Annotated in this window: 19 protein-coding genes and 2 rRNA genes (1 of these 21 running past the window's edge); 11 read left to right on the top strand and 10 right to left on the bottom strand. The window is 69.3% G+C overall.

Translation table 11 applies throughout. The annotated features are described in order from the left end of the window. From ACNNMR_RS24300 to ACNNMR_RS24315, 4 genes are all read left to right on the top strand, one after another. A 23S ribosomal RNA gene (locus tag ACNNMR_RS24300) occupies nucleotides 1-1262 on the top strand; it begins 1863 nt to the left of the window's first position. 90 nt (nucleotides 1263-1352) lie between these two features. Next, nucleotides 1353-1469, top strand: a 5S ribosomal RNA gene (gene rrf / locus ACNNMR_RS24305). Nucleotides 1470-1564: 95 nt separating this feature from the next. Continuing rightward, the gene (locus tag ACNNMR_RS24310; RefSeq protein ID WP_419996802.1) at nucleotides 1565-2407 is read left to right on the top strand and encodes a DUF6597 domain-containing transcriptional factor; all 843 of its coding nucleotides are present in this window, start codon (nucleotides 1565-1567) and stop codon (nucleotides 2405-2407) included. A gap of 106 nt (nucleotides 2408-2513) precedes the next feature. Further along, entirely contained in the window at nucleotides 2514-3104 is a 591-nt protein-coding gene (locus ACNNMR_RS24315) for a dihydrofolate reductase family protein (RefSeq protein ID WP_419996803.1), read from the top strand. A 12-nt stretch (nucleotides 3105-3116) separates the two neighbouring features. On the opposite strand, the gene ACNNMR_RS24320 is transcribed toward ACNNMR_RS24315, so the two are convergent. From ACNNMR_RS24320 to ACNNMR_RS24350, 7 genes are all read right to left on the bottom strand, one after another. Continuing rightward, nucleotides 3117-3944, bottom strand: a complete 828-nt coding sequence (locus ACNNMR_RS24320) for an alpha/beta fold hydrolase (RefSeq protein ID WP_419996804.1) — start codon at nucleotides 3942-3944, stop codon at nucleotides 3117-3119. A 104-nt stretch (nucleotides 3945-4048) separates the two neighbouring features. Next, the gene (locus ACNNMR_RS24325) at nucleotides 4049-5716 is read right to left on the bottom strand and encodes a type VI secretion protein (protein ID WP_419996805.1); all 1668 of its coding nucleotides are present in this window, start codon (nucleotides 5714-5716) and stop codon (nucleotides 4049-4051) included. Nucleotides 5717-5719: 3 nt separating this feature from the next. Next, on the bottom strand, nucleotides 5720-7162 hold the full coding sequence (locus ACNNMR_RS24330; RefSeq protein ID WP_419996806.1) for an ATP-binding protein: 1443 nt from the start codon (nucleotides 7160-7162) through the stop codon (nucleotides 5720-5722). Between the two features lie 7 nt (nucleotides 7163-7169). Then, nucleotides 7170-8735 carry an SCO6880 family protein gene (locus ACNNMR_RS24335; protein ID WP_419996807.1) on the bottom strand — a complete coding sequence of 522 codons (1566 nt, stop codon included), beginning with the start codon at nucleotides 8733-8735 and terminating at the stop codon, nucleotides 7170-7172. Next, on the bottom strand, nucleotides 8732-10078 hold the full coding sequence (locus tag ACNNMR_RS24340) for a hypothetical protein (protein WP_419996808.1): 1347 nt from the start codon (nucleotides 10076-10078) through the stop codon (nucleotides 8732-8734). The genes ACNNMR_RS24335 and ACNNMR_RS24340 overlap by 4 nt, the downstream gene beginning before the upstream one ends. After that, on the bottom strand, nucleotides 10068-10985 hold the full coding sequence (locus tag ACNNMR_RS24345) for a hypothetical protein (protein ID WP_419996809.1): 918 nt from the start codon (nucleotides 10983-10985) through the stop codon (nucleotides 10068-10070). The genes ACNNMR_RS24340 and ACNNMR_RS24345 overlap by 11 nt, the downstream gene beginning before the upstream one ends. A 475-nt stretch (nucleotides 10986-11460) precedes the next feature. Further along, on the bottom strand, nucleotides 11461-11769 hold the full coding sequence (locus tag ACNNMR_RS24350; protein ID WP_165237338.1) for a hypothetical protein: 309 nt from the start codon (nucleotides 11767-11769) through the stop codon (nucleotides 11461-11463). A 332-nt stretch (nucleotides 11770-12101) separates the two neighbouring features. Between ACNNMR_RS24350 and ACNNMR_RS24355 the strand changes: the two genes are divergently transcribed. The 3 genes from ACNNMR_RS24355 (at nucleotide 12102) to ACNNMR_RS24365 (ending at nucleotide 15931) form a co-directional block, all read left to right on the top strand. After that, complete coding sequence (locus ACNNMR_RS24355) at nucleotides 12102-13847, top strand: serine/threonine-protein kinase (protein WP_419996810.1); 1746 nt, start codon at nucleotides 12102-12104, stop codon at nucleotides 13845-13847. 67 nt (nucleotides 13848-13914) lie between these two features. Next, the gene (locus ACNNMR_RS24360) at nucleotides 13915-14937 is read left to right on the top strand and encodes an NlpC/P60 family protein (RefSeq protein WP_419996811.1); all 1023 of its coding nucleotides are present in this window, start codon (nucleotides 13915-13917) and stop codon (nucleotides 14935-14937) included. Nucleotides 14938-15190: 253 nt separating this feature from the next. Further along, the gene (locus tag ACNNMR_RS24365; RefSeq protein ID WP_419996812.1) at nucleotides 15191-15931 is read left to right on the top strand and encodes a phosphatase PAP2 family protein; all 741 of its coding nucleotides are present in this window, start codon (nucleotides 15191-15193) and stop codon (nucleotides 15929-15931) included. Between the two features lie 9 nt (nucleotides 15932-15940). Here ACNNMR_RS24365 and ACNNMR_RS24370 read toward each other — a convergent pair whose 3' ends face one another. Next, nucleotides 15941-17524 carry an FAD-binding oxidoreductase gene (locus ACNNMR_RS24370; RefSeq protein WP_419996813.1) on the bottom strand — a complete coding sequence of 528 codons (1584 nt, stop codon included), beginning with the start codon at nucleotides 17522-17524 and terminating at the stop codon, nucleotides 15941-15943. Between the two features lie 491 nt (nucleotides 17525-18015). On the opposite strand from ACNNMR_RS24370, the gene ACNNMR_RS24375 reads away from it, so the two are divergent. Together ACNNMR_RS24375 and ACNNMR_RS24380 are read left to right on the top strand one after the other, a co-directional pair. Further along, nucleotides 18016-18870: a hypothetical protein gene (locus ACNNMR_RS24375; RefSeq protein ID WP_419996814.1), complete on the top strand. Its 855-nt coding sequence runs from the start codon at nucleotides 18016-18018 to the stop codon at nucleotides 18868-18870. Between the two features lie 202 nt (nucleotides 18871-19072). Beyond that, on the top strand, nucleotides 19073-19252 hold the full coding sequence (locus tag ACNNMR_RS24380; protein ID WP_419996815.1) for a hypothetical protein: 180 nt from the start codon (nucleotides 19073-19075) through the stop codon (nucleotides 19250-19252). 84 nt (nucleotides 19253-19336) lie between these two features. Here ACNNMR_RS24380 and ACNNMR_RS24385 read toward each other — a convergent pair whose 3' ends face one another. Continuing rightward, a complete protein-coding gene (locus tag ACNNMR_RS24385) occupies nucleotides 19337-19681 on the bottom strand; it encodes a metal-sensitive transcriptional regulator (protein ID WP_419996816.1) in 345 nt (114 codons plus the stop codon). Between the two features lie 203 nt (nucleotides 19682-19884). Here ACNNMR_RS24385 and ACNNMR_RS24390 point away from each other — a divergent pair, with 203 nt between their 5' ends. Further along, a complete protein-coding gene (locus ACNNMR_RS24390; protein ID WP_419996817.1) occupies nucleotides 19885-20505 on the top strand; it encodes a DUF47 domain-containing protein in 621 nt (206 codons plus the stop codon). Nucleotides 20506-20510: 5 nt separating this feature from the next. Next, nucleotides 20511-21506 carry an anion permease gene (locus tag ACNNMR_RS24395; protein WP_419996818.1) on the top strand — a complete coding sequence of 332 codons (996 nt, stop codon included), beginning with the start codon at nucleotides 20511-20513 and terminating at the stop codon, nucleotides 21504-21506. An 80-nt stretch (nucleotides 21507-21586) separates the two neighbouring features. Here ACNNMR_RS24395 and pstB read toward each other — a convergent pair whose 3' ends face one another. Beyond that, on the bottom strand, nucleotides 21587-22363 hold the full coding sequence (gene pstB, locus ACNNMR_RS24400; RefSeq protein ID WP_419996819.1) for a phosphate ABC transporter ATP-binding protein PstB: 777 nt from the start codon (nucleotides 22361-22363) through the stop codon (nucleotides 21587-21589). Between the last annotated feature and the right edge of the window lie 10 nt (nucleotides 22364-22373).

Consider the following 22373-nt stretch of genomic DNA (forward strand, 5'->3'; position numbering starts at 1 on the left):
CGGGTGAACTATGGTTAAGGAACTCGGCAAAATGCCCCCGTAACTTCGGGAGAAGGGGGGCCACACCCGGTGAGAGGACTTGCTCCTCGTAGCTGGGGGTGGCCGCAGAGACCAGCGAGAAGCGACTGTTTACTAAAAACACAGGTCCGTGCGAAGCCGTAAGGCGATGTATACGGACTGACGCCTGCCCGGTGCTGGAACGTTAAGGGGACCGGTTAGCGTGGTTTCGATCATGCGAAGCTGAGAACTTAAGCGCCAGTAAACGGCGGTGGTAACTATAACCATCCTAAGGTAGCGAAATTCCTTGTCGGGTAAGTTCCGACCTGCACGAATGGCGTAACGACTTCTCGACTGTCTCAACCATAGGCCCGGTGAAATTGCACTACGAGTAAAGATGCTCGTTTCGCGCAGCAGGACGGAAAGACCCCGGGACCTTTACTATAGCTTGATATTGGTGTTCGGTTCGGCTTGTGTAGGATAGGTGGGAGACTTTGAAACTCATACGCCAGTATGGGTGGAGTCGTCGTTGAAATACCACTCTGGTCGTGCTGGATGTCTAACCTCGGTCCGTGATCCGGATCAGGGACAGTGTCTGGTGGGTAGTTTAACTGGGGCGGTTGCCTCCCAAAGAGTAACGGAGGCGCCCAAAGGTTCCCTCAGCCTGGTTGGTAATCAGGTGGTGAGTGTAAGTGCACAAGGGAGCTTGACTGTGAGACTGACGGGTCGAGCAGGGACGAAAGTCGGGACTAGTGATCCGGCGGTGGCTTGTGGAAGCGCCGTCGCTCAACGGATAAAAGGTACCCCGGGGATAACAGGCTGATCTTCCCCAAGAGTCCATATCGACGGGATGGTTTGGCACCTCGATGTCGGCTCGTCGCATCCTGGGGCTGGAGTCGGTCCCAAGGGTTGGGCTGTTCGCCCATTAAAGCGGCACGCGAGCTGGGTTTAGAACGTCGTGAGACAGTTCGGTCCCTATCCGCTGTGCGCGTAGGAGTCTTGAGAAGGGCTGTCCCTAGTACGAGAGGACCGGGACGGACGGACCTCTGGTGTGCCAGTTGTTCTGCCAAGGGCATGGCTGGTTGGCTACGTTCGGAAAGGATAACCGCTGAAAGCATCTAAGCGGGAAGCCTGCTTCGAGATGAGGACTCCCACCCCCTTTGAGGGGTTAAGGCTCCCAGTAGACGACTGGGTTGATAGGCCAGATATGGAAGCCCTGTAAGGGGTGGAGTTGACTGGTACTAATAGGCCGAGGACTTGTCCATAGCTGCTCGCGTCCACTGTCTGGTTTCTGAGACAACAACCGTCTCGCAGCACCCCAGGTCGGGTGCTCCGGTTTGTGTGTTTCATAGTGTTTCGGTGGTCATAGCGTTAGGGAAACGCCCGGTTACATTCCGAACCCGGAAGCTAAGCCTTTCCGCGCCGATGGTACTGCACAGGGGACTGTGTGGGAGAGTAGGTCGCCGCCGAACAATCTTTGTAAGAAGGCCCCCGCCAACAGGCGGGGGCCTTCTTGCGTTTCACCCGCCCCTAGCGATCTTCAATGGCTGCCGGGCACACTGTGCCGGTGGAATACGTCGGCCGGGTGCCCTGTCCGCCCCTCGACCGGTTCATCGACGACATCTACTGCCTGACCGGAGTGCCGCACCACCGCCGGATGAACATCCCGCCGATGCCGTCGGCGCACCTCTTCCTCAACCTCGGCGAGCCCGTCCGCCTGTGGGACTCCCAGCCTGGCGTTGCGCCGGCCGTGTTGGCCGATGGGTGGTTCATGGGCGTGTGGACCAGGCGTTTCCTCGTCGAGTACCCCGCACGAGTCCGGCTCGTAGGTGTGCACTTCAAGCCGTGGGGGATGTCGCCGTTCGTCGATATGCCGGCCAGCGAGCTGCGGGACCGGTGGGTGCCGGTCGATGTCGTCTGGCAGCGGTCGGTGGACCGTATCCGTAACCAGGTCGGCGGCGTCGCCTCGGCGGGCGAGACACTGCGGGTGCTGGAGGCGGAGCTGCTGTCGCGGCTGGCCGAGGCGCCTGCGCGCGGGCTTGGCCTGGTCCTGCACGCGGGCGGGCGGTTGGCGACGTCCAGCGGCACCGTCCCGATCGGTGTGCTCACTGCGGGTGCCGGGGTGAGCGGGAACCACCTGGCCGCGCAGTTCAAGGCTCATGTCGGGGTCACGCCGAAGCGGGTGGCGCGGATCTACCGGTTCGCGCGGCTGATCCTGTCCGTGGATGCTCTGCGGCCGGTCGACTGGTCGGAGCTCGCGCACGAGGCGGGCTACTTCGACCGGGCGCATTTCAGCAGGGAGTTCAAGGACTTCACCGGGCATACTCCGACGGAGTACCTGGCCCTGCGGCGCCGATTCCCCGCCGCGCCGGGGTTCCCGCCGGACGCCGGTCCGATGCCCGCCGATTGATTTCCGCCGATTGATTTCTTACATGCCCGGCTCCGCCCCGGCGCGACATGATCGGGGTGCACGCGTAGACGCGGGCGAGCGGCCGAGGCGGACCCGAGGAGGACTCATGGGCACAGTGATCATGCACAACGTGGTGTCGGCGGACGGCTTCATCGCCGACGCCAACGACGACGTCGGGCCGCTCCACGATTGGTACTTCAGCGGGGACACCCCCATCACCAGTGCCGCCAGCGGCTTCAAAGTCTCCCCGGCGTCGGCGGCGTACGTCCGGCCGATGTGGGAGTCGATCGGCACGATCGTGATGGGCCGCCACTTCTTCGACCTGATGAATGGCTGGGAAGGCAAGCAGCCCGCCGGCGAGCACGTGGTCGTCGTGTCCCACCGCCCCAAGCCGGAGGGCTGGCACCCCGAGGCGTCGTTCCACTTCGTCGACGGTGTGCAGGCTGCCATCGACAGGGCCCAGGAGCTCGCCGGGGAGCGAGTCGTTGCGGTGAGCGCCGGCGAGGTGGGCGGTCAGATCCTCGCGGCCGGACTTGTGGACGAGGTGGCCATGGACGTCGTACCGGTGGTCTTCGGGTCCGGCGGCAAACGCTACTTCGGCAGCATCGACCACCAGCAGCTGCTGGAGGACCCCCACGTGGTCATCCAAGGCGACCGGGTGCTCCACCTCAGGTTCAAGGTACGCCGCAAGCGCTAGGCGCCGCATGCGCTAGGCGCCGGTGTGCGCCTTGAGGAAGGGCAGCAGGGCCGCGGCGACCTCCTCCGGGAACTGGGCGTGCGGATAGTGGCCCGCGCCTTCGATCATCACGACGGTCGCGTCGGACAGTTGCGCGGCGATCGACTCCGCCTCGGCCCGCGGGTCGGCCCAGTCGGGGTCGCGTGTGCCCATGAGGATGAGCGCCGGGCGGTGCAGGTTGGGCAGTTGGGCGCCCGCGTCCGATGGCTTCGACATGCCCATCTTGCTGACCACATCGAAGCGGCCCGCTCTGCGCAGGTCCGCGTCCAGCGCCTCCACGTACGCCTTGTAGTCGGTCGGGCGGGCGCCCGCGTACGACACGTCCAAGTATCTACGCCACAGCCGCGGGCTCTTGAAGAGCGCCGCGCCCATCAGGCGGACGATGCCTCTGCGGTGGTGTGCGTTGCGCAGCAGGCCGCCGACGTCGATCTTCTGGTCCTTCGTGAACGGGCCGATCTCCACCACCGCCGTGATCAGCTCCGGCGCCTCGGCGCCCGCGATGGTGGCCGCGCCGCCGGCGAAGGAGTGGCCCACTACCACCGCTGGGCCGCTGTCCAGGTGGCGGATGAGGGCCAGGATGTCGGTTGCCACGTCAGTGCGGGTGTAGCTCGGCCAGCCCGTGCTCGACTCGCCGTGTCCGCGGATGTCCAGCGTGGCCACCCGGTAGCCGGTCAGGTGGGGGAGCAGGTGGCGGTACGCCTTGCGGCCGTCGCCCATGCCGTGCGCCAGCACCACGAGCGGGCCTTCGCCGGTCACCTCGTACGCCAGCTCGCCGCCCGCTGCCTTCAGGAACTCTGTCAACGTCCTCCGCCTGCCTTCCCGCCCCCGCCGTAGCCTGTGTAGCCGTGCTGCCTGTCCTGACAGCGACAGCCACAGCCACATACTTGGGGAAAGGGCCCCAGTTGTCAGCCCTCCGTGAGCTTCGGCCAGTGGGCCGTGGCCTGTTCCGGGGAGCGGAGGAGGGCCAGGACCGGGATGCCGGTGCGTTCTGCCGTGGCCGGGGCCAGGAGGTCCGGGAGCGTGGGGATCGGGGCGACGGCGGCCACGTCGTCCAGGACGAGGGTGAGTGGTGGGTCGAGCCGGCCGGTGGATGACCGTGCGGCCATGCGGCGGCCGTGCTCGACCACGTCTGCTGCCAATGCCGTCAGGAGCGGCATGGCTCCGGGGCTGCGGCGCGGGTCTTCGATCGCCTCGCCCACCGCGTAGAGCGTTCCCCCCTCGTCGATAAATGACTCCAGCGTGAGCGAATCTGTCCGATTTGGGTTGGTCGCGTTCCGGATGTGGAGCGTGGAGAGGACGCCGAGAGCACGTTTTACCAAGTCCTGGGCCTCGTCGCGGCGTTCGGGGTGGGCGGTGAGGATGGATTCCAGTTCGCCCGCGCTGCCGGAGGCCGCCTTCGTCGATGTACGCAGGATGCGGACCGGCTCGTGGGCGGCGCCCTTGGCGGCTGCCCAGCGGTGTACGTGGCTGAAGTTGCGGTCGTCGACGGCTGCGGCGTGCAGCCAGCAGGCCAGGAGGGTTTGCGCGGCGTCGGCGACCGGGTCGGCGCGGTGCGGGGAGCGGAGCGGGGTGAGGAGGGCCGCGGCGCGGGTGGTGGCTTCCGTACGGTCGGCGCAGCCGCGGACGGGGGACCAGCGCAAGCGGTCGGGGGTGTCGCAGAGTTGGGCGGGGTCGTAGAGGAGCGTGGGGCCCAGCTTGGCGCGGGAGTCCTTGGTGTCGGACCAGAGGGTGGGGTTGGACGTCACGACGACGGCGGGGCCTTCGGCGGCCAGGAGGGTGTCGCGGGCGATGGCCTCCGGCTCGCCGGGGGTGAGGGTGCGGCGGTAGAGGAGGCCGGTGCGCTGGGCCCTGCCGGGCGGGTCGGGCGGTGTGGTCGGAGTCGGGTCGGCGAGGTGTGCGGCTGTCGGGTGGGGGGTTGGGTCGCCTGCATGGTCGGCGGGTTCGTGGCGCCGGTCCGGTTCGTCTTGCGGGAAGTTGTCCCACGACGGGGCTGATGGCTGCGGCTCACGCTGCCGCGGAGGGGCGGACGGCTCCGTGTCCTGCGGCGGGGCGGGCCGCTGCCGCTCCCCCTTCCGCGGCGAAGCGGGCCGCTGATCCTCCCGCGACCGGGGCGCGGGCTCTTCCTCCGCGGACAGCGAGGCCCGTAGCGCCTCATCGCCCGCCCACTCCTTCGCGCGCGCGTCGTGCGCAGCACGCGCCCCGCGCACCGCTCGCCACCGCGTCACCGTCGTCGCTGCGAAGAGGACCAGCGTCAGCAGCACCAGCACCTGCCCGATGAGCAGGCCCCAGAAGAGCCCCCATCCCGACAGCGCCGCCGCCGGCGTCTCCGGCCACGCGCCCGTCAAGTCGTGCGGCTGCTTGATCAATTCGCGCATCGCGACCGGCGTACGGGAGAACGTCACGCCCTTCGGCCACGCCCCGTGCGCCAGCACCCCCGCCAGACCCGTCGACGACCACACCAGCGCCGTCAGCGACAGCAGGAAGGCCAGCGAGCCGACCAGCAGCGCATCCGGGATGCCCCGCTCGCGCCGCCCGTCGGCCCCAGCCCCGGCTCCAATGCCGCCGCCCGCCATCCGCTACGCCACCGTCGAGCGCTTCGTGAGCGACGGCGACCCCGTCAGCTCGCCGTCGCCCGCCTCCAGCTCCGGCCGGTGGTCCAGATCCGTCGAGGACTCGGTCATCGCCCGGTCCGTGAAGACCAGGGGGCGTTCCGCCTCCGTGACCAGGTGCTTGACCACCTGCACATTGCCGTTGACGTCCCAGACCGCGATGCCCGGCGTCAGCGTCGGGATGATCTCCTGGGCCCAGCGTGGCAGGCCGAGCACCTTGCCCGTCGCTCTCGCCTCATCGGCCTTCTGGGCGTAGATCGTCCGCGTCGAGGCCATCTTCAGGATCGCGGCCGCCTCTCGCGCCGCCGCGCCGTCGACGACGTCCGACAGGTGGTGGACCACCGCCACGAAGGAGAGGCCGAGCCGGCGGCCGAACTTCAGCAGGCGCTGGAAGAGCTGGGCGACGAAGGGGGAGTTGATGATGTGCCAGGCCTCTTCCACCAGGAAGATGCGCTTGACCCGGTCGGGGCGAATCCAGGTGTGCTCCAGCCACACCCCGACGATCGCCATCAGGATCGGCATGGCGATCGAATTGCGGTCGATGTGCGAGAGGTCGAAGACGATCAGCGGCGAGTCGAGGTCGATGCCGATGGTGGTCGGGCCGTCGAACATGCCGCGCAGGTCGCCGTCCACCAGCCGGTCCAGCACCAGCGCCACGTCAAGGCCCCAGGCCCGTACGTCCTCCACCTCCACGTTCATCGCCTCGGCGGCGGTCGGCTCGGGGTGGCGGAGCTGCTCGACGATGTCGGTGAGGACTGGCTGGCGGGCCTGCGCGCCCTCCTTGGCGGTGGCCTGCTCCGCCCAGTCGTTGACCGAGGCGTGGGCCACCTTCAGCGCGAAGCCGGAGCGCTCGTCCAGGGGGTTGCCGGTGGCGACCTCGATGATCGTACGGAGCAGGGCCAGTTGGCCGGTCTGGGTGATCGCCGGGTCGAGGGGGTTGAGGCGGATGCCGTCGTTGAGGGCGGCCATCGGGTCCAGGCGGATCGGGGTGATGCCGAGCTGCTGGGCGATCAGCGCCCACTCGCCGACGCCGTCCTCGCCCTGCGCGTCGAGCACCACCACCTGGCGGTCGCGGAAGCGGAGCTGGCGCAGCACGTAGGTCTTCTCCAGCGCCGACTTGCCGTTGCCCGACTCGCCGAGCACCAGCCAGTGCGGGGCGGGGAGCTGCTGTCCGTAGAGCTGGAAGGGGTCGTAGATGTAGCCCTTGCCGCTGTAGACCTCGCGGCCGATGATCACGCCCGAGTCGCCGAGCCCTGGCGCGGCCGTCGGGAGATAGACGGCCTGGGCCTGGTTCGTGGAGGTCCGGACCGGGATCCGCTGGGTCTCCACCTTGCCGAAGACCAGGCCGGTGAAGGCCTCCGTGACCTGCGAGAGGATATCGCCGCTCGAATACCGCGAGTTCGAAGGCATGGCCGCATCACCGCCGGATTCCGGTGGCGAAGGGGAGGGTGTTGACGAAGGCGCGGTGGTGCTCGCGGTCGCACCATTCCAGCTTCAGATACGACTTGCCGGCCGAGGCGCGGATCGTCCGCTTGTCGCGGTGCAGCGCTTCTGGCGTACGGGCGGAGACGGTGATGTAGCCGACGAGGTTGACGCCCGCGGCGCCCGAGGCCAGGTCGTCGCCGCGCTGGTCGATGCGGGAGTGGTGGGCGATGTCACGCGGGTCCACGACGCGGTTCATCTTGGCCGCGCGGGATGCCTCCGCGTCGTCGTTGGTCTTCTCCGTCAGCATCCGCTCGATCGCGAGCTCGGTGGGCTCCAGGTCCATGGTGACCGCGACCGTACGGATCACATCCGGGGTGTGGACGAGCAGCGGCGCCAGGAAGTTGACGCCGACGGGCGTCATCGGCCACTCCTTCACCCAGGCCGTGGCATGGCACCACGGCTCCCGGGTCGCCGACTCGCGGGTCTTCGCGGTCACGTACGTGGGCTCCATGGCGTCCAGTTCGGCCGGCCAGGCGTTGCGCTCCGACATCGCCTGGATGTGATCTATCGCGTGGTCGGGGTCGTACATCGCATGGACCAGCGACGAAAGCCGCGCCTTGCCGAGCGGCTGCCGTACGCGGATGTCGGCCTCCGCGAGCCGCGCGCAGATGTCGCCGAGCTCGCGGGCCATCACGATCGCCAGGCCGTCGTCGCGGCTGAGCCGCTGCCGCTTGCCGCCGGGGGCCGCGCGGCCCGACTTCGCCACGGCCGTCGCCTCCTGGCCGAGTTCGCGGGTGTACGGCATGCAGGCGACCAGGTAGGCGCGGTGCTGCTCCGAGGAGGTGGAGACCATGGACTGCAGCTGGTCGTACGAGTCCTGGATCCACGGCGGCGCCTGGACGTCGCCGCGCTGCGCGACGTCCTTGGCGTGCGCGTCCGGGTCGGCGGGCAGCGTACGGGCGAGCATCTGCAGCCGGGAAACGTAACCGTCGCCGTTCGCCACATGCTTCAGGAGGGTGCCGAAGCGGTCGACGAGGGCCTCCTGGTCCTCGCTGTCACGCAGGCCCACGCCCGGGCCCTCGATCTCGATGGCGGCGGTCACGGTGCGGCGGTCGGCGTGCAGGAGGACCGCCACCTCGTCTGGGCCGAAGGGGGCGGCCAGCCAGTTGATGCGGCCGATGCCGGGCGGCGGGGCGACCTCGGCCTCGCTGCCGTCGAGGCGGATGCCTGCCTCGGGGGCGGCGGAGCGGTAGGTGGTGCCCTGGCGGAGGGTGCGCTTATGGGTGCGTTTGATCTCGAACCACCGGTAGAAGGTGCGCCCTTGGTACGGCACATAGACCGCGGCGAGCGCGACGAGGGGGAAGCCGAGCAGGGTGACGATGCGGAGCGAGAGGACGGGGACGAGGAGGCCGCACATCATGCCGATGGCGGCGCCCGCGATGATCAGCGCGATCTCGCCGGACTCGCGGTTGCGGCCGACGATGGCGTTGGGTCTCGACTTGCCGATGAGGTACGTGCGTCGGGGGGTGAGGGGCGCTCCGTGCGCTTCCGTCGTCACCGCTGGTCACCTCCTCGGTTGGGGCCGCTCCTGCGGGATGGGCGCGGCTGGTGCGGTTGGGCCTGCGGCGGGGGCTGGGCGGCGCGGGGGCGGTTCTGCGGGGCGCCGTTGGCTCCGCCGCCTTGTCCGCCGCCTCCTCCTCCGCCGCTGGTGCGGGTGCTGTGGGCGGCTACGCCGCCGGAGGCCGGGTTCGTGGGACGGCCCTGGCCGCCGCCGTTCGGCGACTCGCTCTTGGAGGACGAGCGGGAGCTGTGCGTCTTGATGCCCTGCGAGACCAGCGCGGCCGGGGACGCCATGACCGCGGCGGCCGGGTTGGACGAGCTCGCCCTGCGGCCCGCCTTCGCCGACATGATCTCGTCGCCGAAGCCCGGCACGAAGCGGTAGATCATCGCGCTGGCGAAGATGGCCAGCAGGATGATCGCGAGGCCGGAGACGACGGCGGAGAAGGAATCCGGCCCGTCGTCGGCCGACAGCGCGCCGGCGAGGCTGAGCACGATGACGACCACTGGTTTGACCAGGATGACGGCGATCATGATGCCCGCCCAGCGGCGGACGTGGTGCCACATGTTCTTGTCGACCAGCCCGGCGTACACGGCGGTGCCGAGCATCGCGCCTACGTACAGCAGCGCTGCTCTGATGACGAGCTCAAGCCACAGGACTCCTGCGGCGAGTACGGAGACGAGTGACACGACGATCAGCATGATCGGGCCGCCGCCGATGTCATTCCCCTTCTTGAGCGCCTCGGAGAAGCCACCGAAGAAGGTGTCGGTGTCCTGCGCCGTACCGCTGCCGATGGCTTCGGTGACGCCGTCGGTGGCGGCGACCACGGTGTAGAGGACCAGCGGCGTGAAGGCGGAGGCCAGCACGGTGAGCCACAGGAACCCGATGGCTTCGGTGAGCGCCTCGGTGAGCGGGACGCCGCGGATGGCGCGCTTGGCGACCGCCAGCAGCCAGAGGGTGAGGGTGAGGATGGTGGAGGCGGCGAAGACGACGGCGTACTGCCGGAGGAAGGTCGTATTGGTGAAGTCGACCGTGGTGGTCTCTTTGACCGCCTCGCCGAGCTTGTCGATCGTCCAGGACGCGGCTTTGGCGCAGCCTTTGGCGAGGGAGGAGAGGGGGTCTACGGAGTCGCCTACGTCGGAGGGGGAGGGGGTGTTGCCTTTGCCGCCGGAGTCCTCGTTCTTGCAGTAGTCGGCGGCGGGGCCCACGATGAGATCGCAGCGATCGTCCGTCGGATCGGGTGACGGCGCCGCGGCGACCCGCGCCGCGAATACGACCGCGGTGGCCTGCACCGACGCCAGCACGGCGGCGGTGGATAGCGCTCGGCGTCGGTTAGCGGGCATACGTGAACCCTCCGAACTCGTCGACCGCCTTGGCCATCTCATCCGCGGCCGAGGCGCGCTCGTCGCCGTTGACGGGGGTGGGGCCTGCCTTCTGGGAGAACGACTCGACCTTCCAGTCGCCGTTGTCCCAGCGGAGCTTGAGGTTCAGCGTGAACCAGTCGCTGGTCACGGGGTTGGTCGAGCGCTCGCCCGCGGTTCCGTAGACGCCCGTGCACCAGACCTCCAGCGTGGCCGCCTTGTCGCTGAAGTCGGTCAGCTTGGTGCCCATGGGGGAGGTCCGGGAGATGTACGTCATGCCCTTGGGCGCTTCACCGTTCTCGTTGAGGCCGAGCTTGTCCAGCAGGTCCTTCGAGTACGTCTTGTCGAACCGGCTCTGCAGGGCGTCGACTTTGGCGGGCACGAAGAGGCGGTCGACGATCTCGTGCCGCTTGTCCGGCTTGAGGATGTCGTCGGACACCAGCACCACCGCATAATTGGCCGCCGCCGACTGGGCCCCCTGCTCCGTCTTGGCGAATCCCGCCGGGATCCCCCCGTTCTTCCCCTCAACCGGCCGCTCTCCACTAGGAGCAGTCGGCTCCGTCCCCGAGCCGCCTTTGCTCTCCCCATCGCCGGAGCCGCCCCCGCCCCCGCCGCGCGTGGCGAAGGCGATCGCCGCGATGAGGACCACCACGATTCCGACGACCGCCATCATGCTGCGCGATGCCCCGGCCCTCGACCCGCCCCGGCCGCCGCGGCCTCCGCGGGGGCCGCCCGTGCCGGACTCGAAGGAGTCGTCCTCGCCCCCGGGCAACCGGAATCGCGTCTGGCGGCGCTCGCCGGCGCCGCCCGCTCCGTAGGCGAAGCCGTAGTCGTAATCGCCGTCGTTGCGCCCGCCGACGTCGTCGAACCGCTCGTCGCCGTGGCTCATCGGATAGCTCCTTGCTCAGCGGACGCCGCCAACTCCCTTGCGACATAGGACCGTAGCGCCCGCACAACCCAACCGGAGGACCGCACCCCGCTTTGGCAGGGCGCGGGTACGGGACGCGTCGGCACACGGTGTGCGCCACCACTCAGCGTGACATCCGGCACTGACATCGTGACGTCAGTCGCGGAGGCCGCGGAGGTCGCGGACGTCGTATGGATCGTCGCCGTGGTCGCCATCACCGTCCGCACCCCCCTTCTGGGCCGTCGGAAAGCGAGAGGGCCGCGCTGCCCCCGTTGGGTACGGGGCCGGTCGCGGCTCGGAGTTGAGAGGCAAGGGTGAGGGCCGGGGTGAGGGCCGGGCGGAGCCGAATCGACAGGTCCGGCGCGGGCAGGCGGGCTACACAGCACCGTGCGAGCCTGCTGCCGCCACCACCGGCCGACCGGTCGGCGCAACCCGCCGACCCTCGCGGGCCGTCGGGCTACACCGCCATTCCGTAGACGATGGTGAAGACCGTGCCGAGCGATCCGATGATGAATACGCCCGTCAGCCCGGCGACGATCAACCCCTTGCCCTGCTCCGCGCTGAAGGTGTCGCGCAGCGCCGTGGCGCCGATGCGCTGCTTCGCCGCGCCCCAGATCGCGATGGCCAGACACAGCAGAATGGCGAAGGCCATCACGACCTCCACCATGACCCGGGCCTCCTGGCCCAAGCTGCCGAATGGGCCCCAGTCAGGGGCGATGCCATCGATAATGGTGTTGATGTCACCCTTCTCGGCCGCCATGAACATCTCGTAACTCACCGCCCCTAGTGGTGCGTTGCCGTACGCCCGCCGGTCGGCGGGTCTCTCCCATCCTCCCCGATGAACTCCGATGCGGATGTCGATTTGGCGTCATCCGTACGGGCGTTGTGTGCAGATACGAACTTCCTGCAAAGCCGGACCGCTGGGGCGGGGCCGGGGTCGCAGACCTCCCCTGAGTTGCTTACTCTGTGTATCACGATGGGTGACTCTGGGCAACGCCGTTGACGAGTCCCGCACGCAGCGTGACGACCGCGGTGCCGTGGCCACCCAGGATCAAGAAGCCGCTTGAACGGCCTTTCCTCGCATGCCAGAGTCCCAGCGTGGCTCCCGAACACCTGCGCCCCCAAGACCCTGCCCAATTAGGCCCGCACATCCTCCTCGGCCGGCTCGGCGCCGGCGGGATGGGGCAGGTGTACCTCGGGCGTTCACCGGGCGGCCGCCAACTCGCCATCAAAGTCATCCGCGATGACTTCGCCGATGCCGCTCCGGACGCGCTGGAGCGTTTCCGGCGCGAGGTGGAGACGGTGCGCGCAGTGCACGGCGCGTATACGGCGAACCTCGTCGACGCCTCCCTGGATGCCCCGCCGTACTGGCTGGCCACCGAGTACGTGCCGGGCCCCACGCTGCTCCAGGCGGTCCGCCGGCACGGCCCGCTGCCGCCCGACACCTGCCTGCGGCTCTTCGCCGCGCTCGCCGAGGCGCTGGCGAGCGTGCATGCGTACGGCGTGCTGCACCGCGACCTCAAGCCGCACAACGTCATCCTGTCGCCGGTCGGTCCGAAGCTGATCGACTTCGGCATCGCGCGCGGGCTGGAGCAAAGCGCTCTGACGCATACGGGGATGGTGCCGGGGACGCCGGGCTTCCTCGCGCCCGAGGTGCTCATACGGAACGAGGCGGGCGAGGCGGCGGACGTCTTCGCGCTGGGCGCCACGATGGCGTACGCGGCGACGGGGCGGGCGCCTTATGGGGAGGGGCAGGCGCATGGCGTCTCGTACCGGGTGGTGCACGAGGACATCGACCTCGCCGGGGCGGCGTCGGGGCCCGCGGAGCTGATCCGAGCCTGCGTGGCCAAGGAGCCGGGCGAGCGGCCCGGGTTGGCGGAGGTCATCCGGCGGTGTGCGGTGACGACGGCGCTGGTGGAGGATCCGCAGTACGGGGCGCTGGCGGCGCCGGCGGGCCCGGACGAAGCGGTGCCTGCTGGATTCGGGCCGCCGGTGAGTAGGACGGTGAGTGGCGCGCCGCAGGCGCATCCGGCCACATATGTGCCCACTGTTGCCGCGCAACAGGGGGCGTCGACCGCGCAGGTGCCGGCCGGCGGCCGTCGTCGTAGGGGCTGGATCGGTGCGGCGGCGGGCGCGGCTGTGGCCGTGGCGGTCCTGGCGGGGCTGGGCATCTGGCTGCTGCCTCTTGATGACGAGAGCGGCGGAAAGGACCAGGCCGGGAAGGACCCGACCGGGAAGGGGGAGAAGTCGGCTGCGCCGAAGTCGCCCGCCGGTGACAAGCCGTCGGCGGATCCGGGTGGGGCTCCGGCCAACATCCGCGAACTCAACCCCCATCAGGAGTGGTGGCAGCCGCCGGGGCCGGGGGAATCGGACGGGCGCTGCTTTACCGACGGATTCGCCGAGCAGGCCAAGGGCTTCCTCCATGAGGCGCCGAGGCAGCCCGTACAGGCCACCGCAGCCTCCGTGAAGGTGGGATGGGCGGCCAACTACCGGGCGGTGGAGATGGAGAAGGACAAGCCCTACTACGTCGTGGCCGCGGTCCGGCCGCCGCACGACATCGATCCTTCGACGGGCCGCCCCAACGAGCTCGAGAGCCAGAACCGGTCGCTCAGTTACGTCTCCAAGCCCATGGATCTCTTCGACAGCGCGGAGAAGGCGGACGAGGTCACGTACCCCGAGGACTTCCGCAACCCGCTGCCGCACGCGGACGCGAAGATCAAGGAGCTGCCGGGCGGCCCGATCCCGCTGCGCAACGACCCGGGCGCGTGGTCCGTGCTCTTCTTCCACGTGAAGTCGCCCACGGACTACCGCCTCATCGCCTGCGACGGCTTCGAGGTCAAGTAGCACCCTGCGTGACGAGTTATCCACAGGTGGGTGCGCAACGGGTCGTGGATGGGGGATGGTTGGGGGCATGGCGAGCGTGGGAGGCGGCCGCAGGCGCGGCCTGGGCAAGGTGTGGCTGATCGGGTCGGTCAGCTCTGCCCTGCTGTTCGGCTTCCTCGGATTCCTCATTCTCGGTACGTACATGGCGGCCGGGGGCGCGGCGGGCGGACGCGCGGGAGGGCTCGCGAAGGGGGCCGTGCCGGCTGCGTATCAGCCGCTGGTGCAGAAGTGGGGGAATCTGTGCTCCGCGATCAGTCCGGCGCTGCTCGCCGCGCAGTTGTATCAGGAGAGCGGCTGGGATCCGAATGCGGTCAGCCCGGCCGATGCCGAGGGCATAGCCCAGTTCATCCCGGGCACGTGGGCGACGCACGGCATCGACGGAAATGGCGACGGCAAGCGGGATGTGCGCGACCCCGAGGACGCCATCCCCTCGGCGGCCAGCTATGACTGCGAGCTGGCCGCAGACGTCAAGAACGTCCCGGGCGATCAGACGGACAACATGCTGGCGGCGTACAACGCGGGCCCGTACCGCGTCCTCAAGGCGGGCGGGGTGCCGGCGATCCGGGAGACGCAGAATTACGTCAAGATTATCCGCGCCCTGGAGAAGAGCTTCGCCGCCCCCAGCTCCCGCCTCTCGCCCTCCAAGGCCGCTGCCGGGGCGATCCACTATGCGCAGGACAAGCTCGGGACGCCGTATCTGTGGGGTGGGAACGGGACGCCGGAGCAGGGTGGGCGGTTCGACTGCTCGGGGCTGACCAAGGCGGCGTATCACTCGGTCGGGATCGAGCTGCCGCGGGTGGCCAATGATCAGTGGAACGCCGGGCCGCATCCGAAGCGGAGTGAGCTTCTGCCGGGGGATCTGGTGTTCTTCGCGTACGACCTGAACGATCCGCGGTCGATCCATCACGTGGGGTTGTACGTGGGCGGCGGGTACATGATCAATGCGCCGTACACCGGGGCCAAGATCCGGTTCGACAAGATCGACTCGCCGGATTACATCGGGGCGACCCGGGTGACGGAGGACGGGGCGAAGGCGCTGCCGAAGAGGTGAGCCGGTGACGCCGGGTGCCTCGGCTCACTTCGGTCACCGGTGGATAACCGGCAGGTGATCTTTCGGTAAGGCCCGGAACCGGCGTTACTCCTGTCGCGTTCTCATGGTGCGAAACGGAACACCAGCAGGTACAACTGCCGGGAAGACCACGGGAAGACCAAGCGACCAGCAAGCGCCAGTAGCCGCCACTGACCACGGAGGCCACCCGCAACGCACACAGCCACCCCCCACAGCGAAGGACGGGCACCAGCACATGCCATGGCCGTACGACGACGACACCCCCACCTCTGTCGCCGGAGCACCGCCGAGCGGCTCCAACCCGGACGTGTCCGTACTGCAGGACATCAACGGCATCGCCGGCTCCACGCCGCACTGGCTGGACCGGGGCATTGCCTTCGCGGGTGAGTACGGTCTGGTGCTGCTGCTCGGGCTGATCCTCGTCGCCTGCTGGTGGCGGGTGCGGCGGGCGGCGGCGCCGCAGGGCGCGACCGCCTCCGTGGCCGCGCTGCTGTGGGCGCCCTGCGCCGCGGCGATCGCGATTCTGGTCAATGTGCCGCTGCGCAATTTCGTGGAGCGGCCGCGGCCCTTCGTCGACCACCACGACGGGATCACGCTGCTGCTGTCCGGCAAGGGCGGCTATTCGTTCGTCAGCGATCACGCGACGGTCGCTGCCGCGCTCGCCGTCGGTATCTATATGGCCAACCGGCGGTTCGGGGTGGTGGCGCTCGTCATCGCCCTCGCCGAAGGGCTCAGCCGCGTCTATCTCGGCGTGCACTACCCATCGGACGTCGTCGGCGGCTTCGCGCTCGGGACGGCGGTGGCGCTGCTGCTGGCGCCGCTCGGGACGGCGTGGCTGGGGCGGCTGCTCCGCCATGTGCCGTGGCTGGCGCCCGGCGCCCGGCCCGTGACAGAGGCCGATGCGGGGGCCGCGATTCCCGCGCCGGGGCGCAGCAGCGATCAACAGCTGTGGGAGGACCCGGGCCGCGCCGCCTGAGCCGGCCCCTCACACTCCCTGCCCGTACGAGAACAGCCGCTCGGCGTCGTACCGGTCCTTCACCCGCTCCAGGCGCTTGACCGCGCCGCCGTAGTACGCCTTGCGCCACCCCTTCAGCCGCGGGTCCGCATAGTTCTGGTACGCCGCCCCAGAGGCGTCGCGGCGCAGCGCCGCATGGGTGCGATCCAGCCAGGCTTCGGCGGGCTTCGGGGAGCTCCGCCCGTCCGATGCGTCCTCGCCCGCCCATTTCGCGTAGTACTGCGCGAGCACCCGCGTGCCGCGGTGGACGAAGGACGTCTCGTCCTCGCCGACCCGGTTCACGGCGCCGCCCATCGCCGTAAGAAGGATCATTCCGTCGACGCCGCGCCCGGCCCGGCTCGCCCGCTCGGCGTGCTCGACCAGGGCGCGTACGCCGCCCTCGCCGATGCCGCCGTCGAAGAAGTCCGAGCGCGCCGACGAGGCCTCGCGCTTCATCACGCCGCTGCGATTGCGGCCCGGCACCGACCCGGGCAGGTGGCACTGCTCGGCGCCGACCGCGGTGCAGCCGGCGTAGACGTTCATCGCGTGCTGGTACGTGACCGTGCTGACGTTCACCGCCTTCGCCGGGCCCGGCCCGCCGGCCGCGTCCGCGAGGCGGTCGACGGCGTTCTTCAGCTCGGCCTCGGAGCCCAGGGAGAGGGCGCTGACGGAGACGGTCGGGTCGGCGCCCGCGTTGGCGCCCAGGTGGCAGGCCGACCAGATCTCGTCCGGCTGGTCGGGGCCCCAGCGCTGCCAGGAGCGCACCACCGCCTCGGCCTTCGACCACGGCCAGGACATCTGCGCCATCGCCACATCGTCCGCCTTGTGCGTACGGAAGCGGAGCTCGGTGACGACGCCGAAGTTGCCGTTCCCGGCGCCGCGCAGCGCCCAGAAGAGGTCCTTGTCGCGGTCCGCGGAGACCTCCAGGACCTTGCCGTCGGCCGTGACGATCGTGGCGCCCGTAAGGCTGTCGCAGGTCAGGCCGTACGCCCGCGATACGACGCCGTGGCCGCCGCCGAGGGTGAGGCCGGCGATGCCGACGGTCGCGCAGGAGCCGGCGGGGACGGTGCGGCCCGAGGTGGACAGGCCGGAGTAGACGTCGATGAGGCGGGCGCCCGCGCCGATGGTGGCCTTCTTGCCCTTGTCGGAGGTCTCGACGGAGTCGAGGGCGGAGACGTCGACGATGAGGCGGCCGTTGCCGCTGGAGTAGCCGCCGTAGGAGTGGCCGCCGCTGCGGATCGCGACCGGGACGTGGGCGCGGCGGGCGAAGTCGAGGCATTCGCGGGCGTCGGCGGCCGAGGATATGTAGGCGATGGCGGCGGGTTCGAGGGTGTCGTAGCGGGAGTTGTAGAGCTGCCGGGCGGTTTTGTACGCGGCGTCGTCGGGCCGTACCAGCTTGCCTTCGAGGGAGGCCGCGAGGGCCGGCCAGTCGGCGCCCTTGCCGCTGCCGCGGGGGCGCTTGCGATCCTCCTTGCCGCCGTCGTCACCGCTCGTGCACCCGGTCGCCAGCGCCGCACTCGCGCCGCCCACCACCCCTGCGGCGAGCCCTGCCTTGATGACCTTCCGCCTGTCCATCGGGACAGTGCACCGCAGCCGGGCCGGAACCGCCAGACCCTGTGCGTACCCGGCGGTAATCGGCGGCACCAGACGCCACTCGCCCAGCGCGCGGGGGCGCACGGATGCATGAGGGCCGGACCCCGGCGGTGGGCCGCGATCGCGGCCGGTACGGTGAAGGTGTGCTCAACCACGGCCCCGGAAATCGCCCCGGACCCGCCCGTCGCCTGCCGCCCCACCATGCGGACGGCGACGCGCATGTGACATCCACGGAAGAGCAGGGGTCATTCGCGCTGGCGCGCTGCAGCTGCGGCTGGACCGGGCCTGCCCGGCGGGCGCGGGTGCGGGCCCGCGAGGACGCGGCGGGACATTCCCCGGGGCACCAGACTTCCTGATCTCGGCCGAGAATCAGCGCTCACACCCTGCCCGGCCGTGACGCAGCCTGCCCCTCTTCGTTATTCGAATCGAAACCATTCTGGGGCCATTCTGGGGCCGGGGCAGGCAGGTCATCCGTGGGCAGGTCAAAGGCGACAAGGTCAGGCGCGATCCGGTCGAGCGCGGCGTCCGCCGCGGCCTTCACGGTGCTGGCCTGTCTCGCGGCCGGCGGCTGCTCGGAGCACGGCGCGATCGCCGACGGCCGCCCCTCCGGCGACCCCGCGCGGCTCGCGCGGGCGGTGCGCGGCGCCGCCGACGGCCTGGTGCAGTCCGGGAGTTCGGCGGCTCGTACGGCCATGGAGATGAACAGCGGCGGCACCCGCGTCACCGTCCGCGGCACCGGCGGCTTCGACTACGGCGCCCGCCGCGGCCGGCTCGACATCGTGCTGCCGCAGAGCGGCCCCGGCGGCGGCCGCGAGCGGCCCGCGCCGATCCGGGAGTTGTACGCGGCCGGGGCGCTGTACATGAAGAACCGCGGCGCCGGCGTCCCCGCCGGCAAGTGGCTCCGCCTGGACACCACCGACCTCGCCGACGGCAATCTCGTCACCAACGGCGCCACCGACCCGCTCACCGCCGCCGAACTGCTGCGCGGCGCGGGCAAGGTGACCTGCGCGGGGGAGGATCGTTTGCGCGGCGCCGAGGTGCGCCGCTGCCGCGGCACCACCGACATCGCGCGGGCGGCGAAGGCCGCTTCGCCTTACGCGCGCGGCTCGCTGAAGGCGGCCGCGAAGGGCTTCGCCAAGGACACGGTGCCCTTCGACGCGTATCTGGACGACGAGGGGCGGCTGCGGAAGGTGCGGTACGAGTTCGCCTTCGCGCAGCAGAAGGAGGTCGAGGTCGTCTCCACGACCGAGATCTACGGCTTCGGGGAGCGGGTGAAGGTGGCGCTGCCGCCGGAGCGGGACATCTACTCGGGGAAGGTGCAGCCGTAAACAGCCGCAGACTGCCGTGCCCAGCCGTGAGCGGCGGGTCGCGAGCGACGGCTGCGGGGCATTAGCCGGAAACCACCGGTTGCGCAAGGGGGTACGGCGTGAAAATGGTCCAGACGTGTCATGCGCGGACTGTGTCGCCCTCCCTACGCTGTGCGGTGGTGGCCCCGGCAGGTGCCGGGAAGGGAGAAAGCGAGGTGATTGCGTGGCTCCCGGAACGACTGTCCAGGACCATGTGGCACTCGCCGAGATCGAGCTGTGCGGGGAATTGATCATCGCGGCCAGCAGCACGCCCGAGGAGCGGCTGAGCCACGACCGGATCGATGAAGTGCTGAAGGTGGCGTCTCACCCCGTCGGCTCGTCGGCGGATGACCGGGAGGCTTGAGCCCTCCGGCCGTACGAACGGAAGCCGTACGAACCGTCCGATCGCCCGACGCCCGGCTGCACGGGAGTGGCCGTACGACCGGCCCTACGACCGCAGCAGCCGGGCGATAGCCGCCGTCGCCTCCTCCACCTTCGCGTCCACATCGCCGCCGCCGGTCGACGCCGCGTCCGCGACGCAGTGCCGCAGGTGCTCCTGGAGCAGCTGGACGGCGAAGGACTGCAGCGCCTTCGTGCTCGCGGAGACCTGGGTGAGTATGTCGATGCAGTAGACGTCCTCCTCGACCATGCGCTGCAGGCCGCGGATCTGGCCCTCGATCCGGCGCAGCCGCTTGAGGTGGAGGTCCTTTTCCTTGGTGTAGCCGTGCGGGCCGGTGTGCGTGGGCGCCGCCTCTACGGTCTCGGTCTCCGCTGCCGCGGTCTCCGCGTTCATTGTCCGCTCCTCCCGTTTGCCGGGCTACGCGCCCATTGCATACCCGCCAGGGGTATATTCTACCGGTTTCCCGTGGCGACACCGGGTTACCCAAGGTACGGGTGCCGGTTCGCCGTGCTCGCGTGATGCGCCTAGCATCATCGAGACGCATCCGCTTATCCGCGGCGCCAGCCGCCAATGTCACTTTCCTTGAGGACCACACCGTGCGATTTCGTCTTACCCCCAGGGAGACGAGCTTCTACGACATGTTCGCGGCTTCCGCGGACAACATCGTGACCGGCTCGAAGCTCCTCATGGAACTGCTCGGTGCGGATTCCTCCGCGCGCGCCGAGATCGCGGAGCGCATGCGCGCCGCCGAGCATGCGGGCGACGACGCCACGCACGCCATCCTCCACCAGCTGAACGCCTCCTTCATCACGCCGTTCGACCGCGAGGACATCTATCGTCTCGCGTCGTCGCTGGACGACTGCATGGACTTCATGGAGGAGGCCGTCGACCTGGTTGTGCTGTACCAGGTCGAGGAGCTCCCCAAGGGCGTCGAGCAGCAGGTCGAGGTGCTCGCCAGGGCCGCCGAGCTGACCGCCGAGGCGATGCCCCACCTGCGCACCCTCGACAACCTTCCGGAGTACTGGATCGAGGTGAACCGCCTCGAGAACCAGGCGGACCAGATCCACCGCAAGCTGCTCGCCACCCTCTTCAACGGCAAGTACGACGCGATCGAGGTGCTGAAGCTCAAGCAGGTCGTGGACGTACTCGAAGAGGCGGCGGACGCCTTCGAGCACGTGGCGAACACGATTGAGACCATCGCGGTCAAGGAGTCCTGAACCCCTTGGATACGTTCGCCCTCGTCCTCACCATCGGCGTCGCGCTGTTCTTCACCTATACGAACGGCTTCCACGACTCGGCCAACGCGATCGCGACCTCGGTCTCGACGCGGGCGCTGACGCCGCGGGCGGCGCTGCTGATGGCGGCGGTCATGAACCTCGCCGGTGCCTTTCTGGGCTCCGGCGTCGCCAAGACCGTCAGCAAGGGGATCATCGAGACGCCGCACGGCGATCACGGGATGTGGATCCTGTTCTCCGCGCTGGTCGGCGCGATCGTCTGGAACCTGATCACCTGGTACTTCGGCCTGCCGTCGTCGTCCTCGCACGCCCTCTTCGGCGGCATGGTGGGCGCGGCGCTCGCGGGTGGCATCGATGTCATCTGGAGCGGTGTCGTCGAGAAGGTCGTGATCCCGATGTTCGTCTCGCCGATCGTCGGCCTCGGGGCCGGCTATCTGGTGATGACGGCGATCCTCTGGATGTTCCGCAACTCCAACCCGCACAAGGCGCAGCGCGGCTTCCGTATCGCGCAGACGATCTCCGCGGCGGCGATGGCGCTCGGGCATGGTCTGCAGGACGCGGCGAAGACGATGGGCATCGTGGTGATGGCCCTGATCATCGCGGACAAGACGGACGGTCATGACATCCCGCTGTGGGTGAAGTTCGCGTGTGCGCTGATGCTGTCGCTGGGGACGTACGCCGGTGGGTGGCGGATCATGCGGACGCTGGGGCGGCGGATCATTGAGCTGCAGCCGGCGCAAGGCTTCGCCGCGGAGACCACGGCGGCTGGGATCATGTACAGCGCGTCGTACGTGTTCTCGGCGCCGATCTCGACCACGCACGTGATCACCTCGGCGATCATGGGTGCGGGGGCCACTAAGCGCGTGAAGGCGGTGCGGTGGGGCGTCGCGAAGAACATTGTGGCGGGGTGGTTCATCACGATGCCTGCTGCCGCGGTGGTCGCCGCCTTCTGCTATCTGATCGTGCACTTGATTTTTGAGTAGATGGAAATAAGGCCCGCCCCCGCACAGGGGGCGGGCCTTCGTCCTGCGGCGGCACCGCCATGCAGCGTCGCAGGACGGGCTTAGCCGAAGCGGCCGGAGATGTAGTCCTCCGTCGCCTGCTCGGTCGGGTTGGAGAAGATCTTCTCCGTGTCGTCCACCTCGATGAGGCGGCCGGGCTGGCCCACGCCCGCCAGGTTGAAGAAGGCCGTGCGGGTGGAGACGCGGGCGGCCTGCTGCATGTTGTGGGTGACGATGACGATCGTGAACTGGTCCTTCAGCTTCACCATCAGGTCCTCGATCGCGAGCGTCGAGATCGGGTCCAGGGCCGAGCACGGCTCGTCCATGAGCAGGACCTGCGGCTGTACGGCGATGGCGCGCGCGATGCACAGGCGCTGCTGCTGGCCGCCGGAGAGGCCGGAGCCGGGCTTGTTCAGGCGGTCCTTGACCTCGTTCCAGAGGTTGGCGCCCTTCAGCGACTCCTCGACGATGCCGTCCAGCTCCGACTTCTTCACGTTGCCGTTGAGCTTCAGGCCCGCCGCCACGTTGTCGTAGATCGACATCGTGGGGAACGGGTTCGGGCGCTGGAAGACCATGCCGACCACGCGGCGCACCGCGACCGGGTCGACCCCGGGGCCGTACAGATTCTCGCCGTCCAGCAGCACCTCGCCCTCGACGCGGCCGCCGGGGGCGACCTCGTGCATGCGGTTGAGGGTGCGGAGGAAGGTGGACTTGCCGCAGCCGGAGGGGCCGATGAAGGCCGTGACCGACTTGGGCTCCACCGTCATCGAGATGTCCTCGATTGCCTTGAAGTCGCCGTAATAGGCGTTCAGGCCGTTGATATCGATTCGCTTGGCCATGTCTAAATCA

The organism is Streptomyces boninensis, assembly GCF_048572725.1.
Classification (GTDB): Bacteria; Actinomycetota; Actinomycetes; order Streptomycetales; family Streptomycetaceae; genus Streptomyces; species Streptomyces boninensis.

Excerpts from the sequence above, each read along its gene's own strand:
- ACNNMR_RS24315 (WP_419996803.1), top strand. The coding sequence starts at position 2,514 with ATGGGCACAGTGATCATGCACAACGTGGTGTCGGCGGACGGCTTCATC.
- ACNNMR_RS24325 (WP_419996805.1), bottom strand. The coding sequence starts at position 5,716 with ATGGCGGGCGGCGGCATTGGAGCCGGGGCTGGGGCCGACGGGCGGCGC.
- ACNNMR_RS24330 (WP_419996806.1), bottom strand. The coding sequence starts at position 7,162 with ATGCCTTCGAACTCGCGGTATTCGAGCGGCGATATCCTCTCGCAGGTC.
- ACNNMR_RS24340 (WP_419996808.1), bottom strand. The coding sequence starts at position 10,078 with ATGCCCGCTAACCGACGCCGAGCGCTATCCACCGCCGCCGTGCTGGCG.
- ACNNMR_RS24345 (WP_419996809.1), bottom strand. The coding sequence starts at position 10,985 with ATGAGCCACGGCGACGAGCGGTTCGACGACGTCGGCGGGCGCAACGAC.
- ACNNMR_RS24350 (WP_165237338.1), bottom strand. The coding sequence starts at position 11,769 with ATGTTCATGGCGGCCGAGAAGGGTGACATCAACACCATTATCGATGGC.
- ACNNMR_RS24360 (WP_419996811.1), top strand. The coding sequence starts at position 13,915 with ATGGCGAGCGTGGGAGGCGGCCGCAGGCGCGGCCTGGGCAAGGTGTGG.
- ACNNMR_RS24365 (WP_419996812.1), top strand. The coding sequence starts at position 15,191 with ATGCCATGGCCGTACGACGACGACACCCCCACCTCTGTCGCCGGAGCA.
- ACNNMR_RS24370 (WP_419996813.1), bottom strand. The coding sequence starts at position 17,524 with ATGGACAGGCGGAAGGTCATCAAGGCAGGGCTCGCCGCAGGGGTGGTG.
- ACNNMR_RS24385 (WP_419996816.1), bottom strand. The coding sequence starts at position 19,681 with ATGAACGCGGAGACCGCGGCAGCGGAGACCGAGACCGTAGAGGCGGCG.
- pstB (WP_419996819.1), bottom strand. The coding sequence starts at position 22,363 with ATGGCCAAGCGAATCGATATCAACGGCCTGAACGCCTATTACGGCGAC.